Here is a 7,251-nt window from a genome sequence, read left to right as displayed (position 1 = left end):
GGCGGCGCGGCTGAGGCCGGCGAGGCGGGCGCCGGAGCCCCGGGTGCCGCCGCCGGGGCCGATCGCGCCGCGGGGAAGCGGGAGCGCGCGTGAGCACCGCCTCGATGATCATCGTGGATCTGCTGGCCGGGGTTCTCGCGGCCGGCGGGTGGCTGGGCGCGGGCGCGGCGGCGGCCACGGGGCGCCGCCGGCTCACGCTCGGCCTGGCCGCCGCGGCGGCGCTCGCGACGCTGGCCCGGGCCGGCACGACCGTCGTGCTGGCCCGGGCCGGCTGGTGGTTCGCGGGGGAGAAGGTCCTCATCGGCGCGCCGTTGTCGCTGGCCGGGCTCGCCGCCGTGGCGCTGCGGCGGGGACCGCTCCCGCTGCTGTTCGCCGGCTACGCCTGCGCCGCCGCCGTGCTGGTCACCGTCCTGCACGGCTATCCCGCGTCGCCGAGCGCCGGGCTGCTCGCCGCCGCCGGGGTGGCCGGCGCGACGCTGGTGTCGGGGCGCCTGCTCGGCGGCCGGCGACTTCCCCGGACGGCTGTCGTGGCGACCGTGACGGCGCTGGCGGCCGGCGTCGGACTCGCGGTCGCGCCGGGCGCCGCTCCCGCCGTACCCCATCATCATGGCGCTTTTGCCGCCGCCCCCGCGACCGGCGCGCCCGCCGAGCGGTTCACCCTGACCGCCGGGACCACCACCGTCCGCGCCGGCGGCCACGACGTCCGCGCCTGGGCGTTCAACGGGCAGGTGCCCGGGCCGCAGCTCACCGCCACCGTCGGCGACGTGCTGGAGGTGACCCTGCGCAACCGGGACATCGGGCGCGGCGTCACCCTGCACTGGCACGGCTACGACGTCCCGAACAGCCAGGACGGGGTGCCCGGCGTGACTCAGGCGGCGGTCCTGCCCGGGCAGGAGTTCGTCTACCGGTTCACCGCCGACCAGCCCGGCACGTACTGGTACCACACGCACGAGGCCTCCGACATCGGCGTCCGGATGGGCCTCTACGGCGTGCTCGTGGTCCGCCCGGCCCGGGTGACCGGCGTGGACGTCACCGTGCCCGTGCACACCCTGGCCGGCCACCCGCTGCCCGAGGCGGTCACCGCGCCGGTCCGCGCCGGCACGCCCGTCCGGCTGCGGCTGATCAACACCGACAGCACCACCCACCGGTACGCCCTGGCCGGAGCGCCGTTCGAGGTCGCCGCGATCGACGGCCGCGACCTGCGCGGTCCCACCCCGCTGGAGGCCACCGCCGTGCTGATCCCGGCCGGCGGCCGCTACGACCTGACCTTCACCGCCCCGGCCGCGCCCGTCGCCCTGTTCGTGGACGGCCGCGCCGTGTATTCCACCGGCCCGAATTCCACCGGCCCGAATTCCACCGGCCCGAATTCCACCGGCCCGGTGACCGCCGCGACGGGCGGCTGGCCGGCGCTGGATCCCCTCACCTACGGCGCTCCGGCGGCCGCGGCGCCGCTGCCCCCGCCCGACCGCCGGTTCACCCTGGTCCTGGACCGCGGCCTCGACCTGCACGGCCTGCTTCCCCGCTACGCGCACACGGTGAACGGCGCCGCCTATCCCGGCATCCCGGACGAGGTGGTCCACCTGGGTGAGACGGTCGAGTTCACGATCGTCAACCGCTCACTCGCCGTCCATCCGTGGCACCTGCACGGCCACCACGTGCTGATCGTGTCGCGCGACGGCACGCCCTCGACCGGGAGCCCGCTGTGGCAGGACTCGTTCGACGTCCGGCCGGGCGAGATCTGGAAGGTGGTCTTCCGTGCCGACAACCCTGGCCGGTGGGCCAACCACTGCCACAACCTGCCGCACGCCGACGCCGGGATGATGCTGCACCTGCGCTACGCCTGACCGGGACGCCGGTCGTTTGTCCCGGATCAGGCCGGCCGGGTCAGCGACCGGCTGATCACCAGCCGCTGGATCTGGTTGGTGCCCTCGACGATCTGCAGCACCTTCGCCTCGCGGAACCAGCGCTCGGCCGGGTAGTCGCCGGTGTAGCCGTACCCGCCGAGGATCTGCACGGCGTCGGTCGTCACCTTCATCGCCACGTCGGTGGCGAAAAGTTTCGCCTTCGCGGCCTCGATGGAGAACGGCCGGCCGGCGTCCTTGAGCCGGGCCGCCGCCAGCACCAGCGCCCGCGCCGCCGACACCTGGGTGGCCATGTCGGCGAGCATGAAGCCGATGCCCTGGAACGAGGCGATGGGCTTGCCGAATTGCTCGCGCTCTTTCGCGTACGCCGCCGCGAAGTCGACCGCCGCCTGGGCCAGCCCCACCGCGCACGCGCCGATGCCGAGGCGCCCGGCGTCGAGGGCCTCCATGGCGATCCGGAAGCCGCCGTTCTCGGCGCCGATCAGGCGATCGCCGTCGAGCCGCATGTCCTCGAACACCAGCTGGGCCGGCGCCGACGAGCGCAGCCCCATCGTGCGCTCGGGCTTCTGCGGGTGCAGGCCGGGGGTGCCGGCGTCGGCGAGCAGGCAGGAGATGCCGCCGGCGCCCGGGCCGCCGGTGCGGGCGAAGACGTTGTAGAAGTCGGCGTGCCCGGCGTGCGTGATCCACGCCTTGGTGCCGTTGACGACCCACCCCGCGCCGTCGTGGGTCGCCCTGGTGGTGAGGGCCGCGGCGTCCGAGCCGCCCTGCGGTTCGGAGAGCGCGTACGCGCCGAGCAGATCGCCGCCGAGCATGTCCGGCAGCAGCTTGCGCTGGCGTTCGGTGCCGTACGCGTACACCGGGTAGCACGCCAGGGTGTGCACGCTGACCGCCTCGGCGACGGCCAGCCACCGGCCCGCGAGGATCTCGAGGACCTGCAGGTACACCTCGTAGGGCTGCCCGGCGCCGCCGTCGGCCTCGGGGTAGGGCAGGCCGAGCAGGCCGGCCCGGCCGAGCGTCCGGATGATCTCGCGCGGGAACTGGCCGCGCCGCTCGAAGTCGCCGGCCTGGGCCAGCTCGCCGTCGGCGAGCTCTCGGGTCAGGTCGAGGAGCTCGTAGGCTTCCTCGGTGGGGAGGATCCGGTCAACCGTCACCCCCTCATCTTAACGACCGTTCAGGTACCCGTCAGCAGCGCACCGGCCCGGGTTCGCGCTCCTGTGGTTAAGTGTTGCGGTGACCGCACAGCCGCTGCTCGCCGTCGACGCGCCCAGCCTCTACTTCCGTGCCTTCCACGGCATTCCCGAGAAGGCGGCGCAGACCGCCGCCGGGGAGCCGGTGAACGCGGTGCGCGGGTTCCTCGACATGATCGCCCAACTTGTCCGCACCCGGCGGCCCGACCGGCTGGTCTGCGCGCTCGACGCCAGCTGGCGGCCCGAGTGGCGGGTCGCGCTGGTCCCCTCGTACAAGAAGCATCGGGTCGCCCACGGCGACGTGGAGATCGTTCCGCCGGCGCTGGAGCGCCAGATCCCGATCCTGCTCGAGGTCCTCGCCGCGGTCGGGATCCCCGCGTTCGGGGTGGACGGCTACGAGGCCGACGACGTGCTCGGCACCCTGGCCGCGACCCAGCCGGCGCCGGTCGAGGTGGTCTCCGGCGATCGCGACCTGTTCCAGCTGGTCGACGACGAGCGGCGGACGCGTTTGCTCTACTGCGGGCGCGGCGTCGCGAAACTCGAGGACGCCGACAACGCGCTGGTGGAGGCGAAATACGGGGTGCCCGCGAAGTGGTACGCGGATTTCGCGGCGATGCGCGGCGACGCGAGCGACGGCCTGCCGGGCGTGCCGGGCGTGGGGGAGAAGACCGCGGCCCGGCTGGTCACCCGCTACGGCGGGGTCACCGAGATCCTGGCCGCGCTCGACGATCCCGACGCGGGCTTCGCCCCGGGCCTGCGCGCGAAACTTGCCGCCGCCAAGGATTATCTGGAAAAGGCGCTGCCCGTCTGCAAGGTCGCCCTCGACGTGAAGCTGCCGCCCTTCGACCCGGCGCTGCCCCGGGCCCCGGAGAACCCGGACGCGCTGCTGGCGCTGGCCGAGCGGTGGAACCTGGCCGGCTCGGCGAGGCGCCTGGTCGACGCGCTCGCCGGTTAGGCGCCGGCCGGTTTCGACGCGAAGAGCGTCAGGCCCAGGCGGCGGGACAGGAAACTTGCCGCCAGCCGGCCGCGCACGCTGTTGCCGTACGCGTCCAGCGGTGGGGAGAAGGCGGCCAGGGCGCCCTTGCCCGGCGACACCACCACGATGCCGCCGCCGATGCCGCTCTTGCCCGGGACGCCGACGTCGTAGAGCCAGTCCCCGGAGGTCTCGTAGAGCCCCGCGGTCGCCATCACCGCGAGCGTGTGATGGCATGCGGACGGGCCGACCAGCCGCTCGCCGGTGCGCGGGTTGACCCCGCCGTTCGCGAGCGTGGCGCCCATCACCGCCAGATCGGTCGCGGTCACCCGCAGGCAGCTCTGCCGGGTGTAGAGATCGACCGCGTCGACCGGGTCGCAGCCGAGGAAACCGTACGTCTGCAGCAGGTTGGCCAGGGCGCGGTTGCGGTGGTTGGTGGCCGCCGCCGACGGGAACACCTCCTCGTCGAGCGGCAGGTCCCGGCCCGCGAACCGGGACAGTCCCTCCTGGACGAACCGCCACTTCGCCTCGACGTCGCCGCCGGGCGCGAGGCTGACCGTGCCGATCGCGCCGGCGTTGACCATCGGGTTGGTGCGGCCGTCGTGCGCGCGCTCGACGGCCGCCGCCGAGTTGAACGGCAGGCCGGTCGCGTTCGCGCCGAGCTTGCGCCGCATCTCGCCGGCGCCGGAGATCTCGCAGACCAGCGCGAAGACGAACGGCTTGGCCACGCTCATCAGCGCGAAACCGTGCTCGGCGTCCCCGGCCGCGTGGACGCCGCCGCCGACTCCGGCCGCGCACAGCCCGTACAGATGCGCGGGGACCCGGGCGAGGGCGGGATAGAGAGCCGAGGGCGCGCCACCGTACTCGTCGCGGTAGCGCTCGTAGGCCTCGTCGAGCGCCTTGCGGACCGTGTCCGCGGAGGGGAGCCGGCCGGTCGAGACGTACGCCGTGTCGTCGTGCTCGGCATCCATCCGGTCAGCGTAGGGCCAGCTCGTACGTCTGGCCCACCAGGTCGGCCCCGAAGCTGTGGTGCCGTTGTTCGCCGGTGAGCCGGAAGCCCCGCTTGAGGTAGACGTGCCGGGCCGCGACGAGGGGGTCGTTGGTCCACAACCGCATCCGCGCGTAGCCCGCTTGTTTCGCGAAACTCACGCACGTGTCGACCAGGCGCCCGCCGACCCCGTGCCCGCGCGCCTCCGGCGTCACCAGCAGGATCCGCAGCACGGCCGTGTCGTCCTCGTGCGCGTCCACGCAGAAAACCGACCCGGCGCGCTTTCCGTCGATCTCGGCGATCCACGCGTTCTCCCGCGCCGGGTCGCGCCCGTTCGCATAGTCGGCCACGATCCGCGCGACGAGCGCCTCGAAGCTCGCGTCCCAGCCGTACTCCTTGGTGTAGATCTCGCCGTGCGCCTGGACCACCCAGCCCAGGTCTCCCGGCTCGCCCAGCTCCCGGATCATCGCGACCCCTCCTCACTGAAACAGTCGTTTCAGTGAGATGCTAGCGGGCGTGACGTCGGGCAGGCGAGCGGAATTGCTGGAGCTGGCCTACGCGTACGTCCGCGAGCACGGCCTCTCCGACCTCTCGCTGCGGCCGCTCGCCGCCGCCATCGGCTCCAGCCCCCGGGTCCTGCTGTTCCTCTTCGAGAGCAAGGACGGCCTGGTCAAGGCGCTGCTGGCCCGGGCGCGGGCGGAGGAGCTCGCGCTGCTCGAGGGTCTACCGGCGGCCGCCGGCCTCCCGGCCGCGTCCGAGGCCGTCTGGCGATGGCTCTGCGCCGACGCGCACCGGCCGTTGCTGCGTCTCTGGGTCGAGGCGTACGCGCGGAGCCTGGCCGACTCGTCCGGGCCCTGGTCCGGTTTCGCGGCCGCGACGGTCGCCGACTGGCTGGCCGTGCTCGCCGCGTCGCAGCCGGCCGCCACGCGCGACTCCCGCGAAGCCGTCGCCGAGCGCACCGCCGCCCTGGCCGTGCTGCGCGGCGCGCTGCTCGACCTGCTGGCCACCGGGGACATCGAGCGCACCACGGCCGCCGTCCATCGCCAACTCGGGACGCTCCGGCCGGCCACCGGGCAGAATGCCGTCCCATGACCGACGTTTTCCGGCGTGCCCACCAGGGCCTGCCGCGCGAGGCGCCGGGCTCGGCGGAGACCACCGCGCTGCTGCTGCGGCTGGCCGGCCCGCTGCCCGGCCGCCCCCGGATCGTCGACGTCGGCTGCGGCACCGGGCCGGCCACCGTGGCCCTGGCCCGGCTCACCGGCGGCCACGTCACCGCCGTGGACCTGCACCCGCCGTTCCTCGACGCCGTCACCGCCCGCGCGGCCGCCGCCGGGGTCGGCGACCGGGTGACCGCGCTGCGCGCCTCGATGGACAGCCTGCCCCTGGCGCCGGGCTCGGTGGACCTGCTCTGGGCGGAGGGCTCGGCGTACCTCATGGGCTTCGACGCGGCCCTGGCCGCGTGGCGGCCGCTGCTGGCGGCGGGCGGCGTGCTGGTGCTCACCGAGGCGGAGTGGCTGACTCCCACGCCCTCGGCCGGAGCGCGGGCCTTCTGGGATCCCGGTTATCCGGCGATGCGCACCACGGCCGCCAATGTGCGGGCGGCCGAGCGGGCGGGCTGGATCGTGCGGGCAGTCTACGTCCTGCCGGACTCCGACTGGGACGAGTACTACGAGCCGCTGGCCGCGCGCCTGGCCGAGTTGCGCGGCGAAGGGATCCCCGACGAAGTCCTTGCCCCGGTCGGCGAGGAGATCGCGGTTCGCGCCGCGTACGGCGGCGAGTACGCCTACACCGGGTACGTGCTGCGGCCCCGCTCCTGACTCTTTACCTCCGCCGGGATCGCCGGAGATGTGGGCATTGCGCGGAAATCGAGCGGTTCGGGGGCCGAGAAGCCTATAACGAAAGATGCGCAGTGGATTCCCGTACGCGCGACATCCGAGGAGCACCGCATGACGCAAGTCGCCCCGCGCCCGCTGGCCACCCGGCCGTACCCGGTCCGGCGGCAGGTGAAGGGATCGGCGCTGACCCGGATCCTGCGCACGACGGACGCGAAGCAGATCGGGATCATGTACATGATCACGTCGATCGTGTTCTACACCCTCGGCGGCTTCATGGCGCTGCTGATGCGGGCCGAGCTGGCCCGGCCGGGCATGCAGTTCCTGTCGCCGGAGCAGTACAACCAGCTGTTCACCATGCACGGCACGATCATGCTGCTGTTCTTCGCGACGCCGATCGTGTTCGCCT

At 73.9% G+C, this 7,251-nt stretch carries 8 protein-coding genes; 5 read left to right on the top strand and 3 right to left on the bottom strand.

The window, feature by feature from the left end; translation table 11 throughout:
• Window positions 1–89 precede the first annotated feature (89 nt).
• Entirely contained in the window at window positions 90–1,844 is a 1,755-nt protein-coding gene (locus ACFQS1_RS40095) for a multicopper oxidase family protein (RefSeq protein ID WP_378978249.1), read from the top strand.
• A gap of 26 nt (window positions 1,845–1,870) precedes the next feature.
• Here ACFQS1_RS40095 and ACFQS1_RS40090 read toward each other — a convergent pair whose 3' ends face one another.
• On the bottom strand, window positions 1,871–3,013 hold the full coding sequence (locus ACFQS1_RS40090; protein ID WP_378978247.1) for an acyl-CoA dehydrogenase family protein: 1,143 nt from the start codon (window positions 3,011–3,013) through the stop codon (window positions 1,871–1,873).
• A gap of 79 nt (window positions 3,014–3,092) precedes the next feature.
• Between ACFQS1_RS40090 and ACFQS1_RS40085 the strand changes: the two genes are divergently transcribed.
• Entirely contained in the window at window positions 3,093–4,004 is a 912-nt protein-coding gene (locus tag ACFQS1_RS40085; RefSeq protein ID WP_378978245.1) for a 5'-3' exonuclease, read from the top strand.
• On the opposite strand, the gene glsA is transcribed toward ACFQS1_RS40085, so the two are convergent.
• Both glsA and ACFQS1_RS40075 read right to left on the bottom strand, forming a co-directional pair.
• Window positions 4,001–4,993 (bottom strand): glutaminase A, encoded by a 993-nt coding sequence (gene glsA / locus ACFQS1_RS40080; protein ID WP_378978243.1) that lies wholly within the window; start codon window positions 4,991–4,993, stop codon window positions 4,001–4,003. The two genes, ACFQS1_RS40085 and glsA, sit on opposite strands and share 4 nt — an antisense overlap.
• A 4-nt stretch (window positions 4,994–4,997) precedes the next feature.
• Window positions 4,998–5,477, bottom strand: coding sequence for a GNAT family N-acetyltransferase (locus ACFQS1_RS40075; protein ID WP_378978241.1), 480 nt, complete (start codon window positions 5,475–5,477; stop codon window positions 4,998–5,000).
• 49 nt (window positions 5,478–5,526) lie between these two features.
• Here ACFQS1_RS40075 and ACFQS1_RS40070 point away from each other — a divergent pair, with 49 nt between their 5' ends.
• The 3 genes from ACFQS1_RS40070 to ACFQS1_RS40060 all read left to right on the top strand — a co-directional run.
• Entirely contained in the window at window positions 5,527–6,102 is a 576-nt protein-coding gene (locus ACFQS1_RS40070) for a TetR/AcrR family transcriptional regulator (protein WP_378978239.1), read from the top strand.
• Window positions 6,099–6,827 carry a class I SAM-dependent methyltransferase gene (locus tag ACFQS1_RS40065; protein ID WP_378978237.1) on the top strand — a complete coding sequence of 243 codons (729 nt, stop codon included), beginning with the start codon at window positions 6,099–6,101 and terminating at the stop codon, window positions 6,825–6,827. Before ACFQS1_RS40070 ends, ACFQS1_RS40065 begins: the two co-directional genes overlap by 4 nt.
• A gap of 129 nt (window positions 6,828–6,956) precedes the next feature.
• Window positions 6,957–7,251: cbb3-type cytochrome c oxidase subunit I (locus ACFQS1_RS40060; protein WP_378978236.1), on the top strand; the 295-nt coding region annotated here is incomplete at its 3' end.

This window comes from Paractinoplanes rhizophilus (genome assembly GCF_042664765.1).
GTDB classification, from domain to species: domain Bacteria; phylum Actinomycetota; class Actinomycetes; order Mycobacteriales; family Micromonosporaceae; genus Actinoplanes; species Actinoplanes rhizophilus.
The sequence above is the reverse complement of the archived record's forward strand: the minus strand, read 5'-3'. Positions and strand labels throughout refer to the sequence as shown.

Excerpts from the sequence above, each read along its gene's own strand:
- ACFQS1_RS40065 (WP_378978237.1), top strand. The coding sequence starts at position 6,099 with ATGACCGACGTTTTCCGGCGTGCCCACCAGGGCCTGCCGCGCGAGGCG.
- ACFQS1_RS40075 (WP_378978241.1), bottom strand. The coding sequence starts at position 5,477 with ATGATCCGGGAGCTGGGCGAGCCGGGAGACCTGGGCTGGGTGGTCCAG.
- glsA (WP_378978243.1), bottom strand. The coding sequence starts at position 4,993 with ATGGATGCCGAGCACGACGACACGGCGTACGTCTCGACCGGCCGGCTC.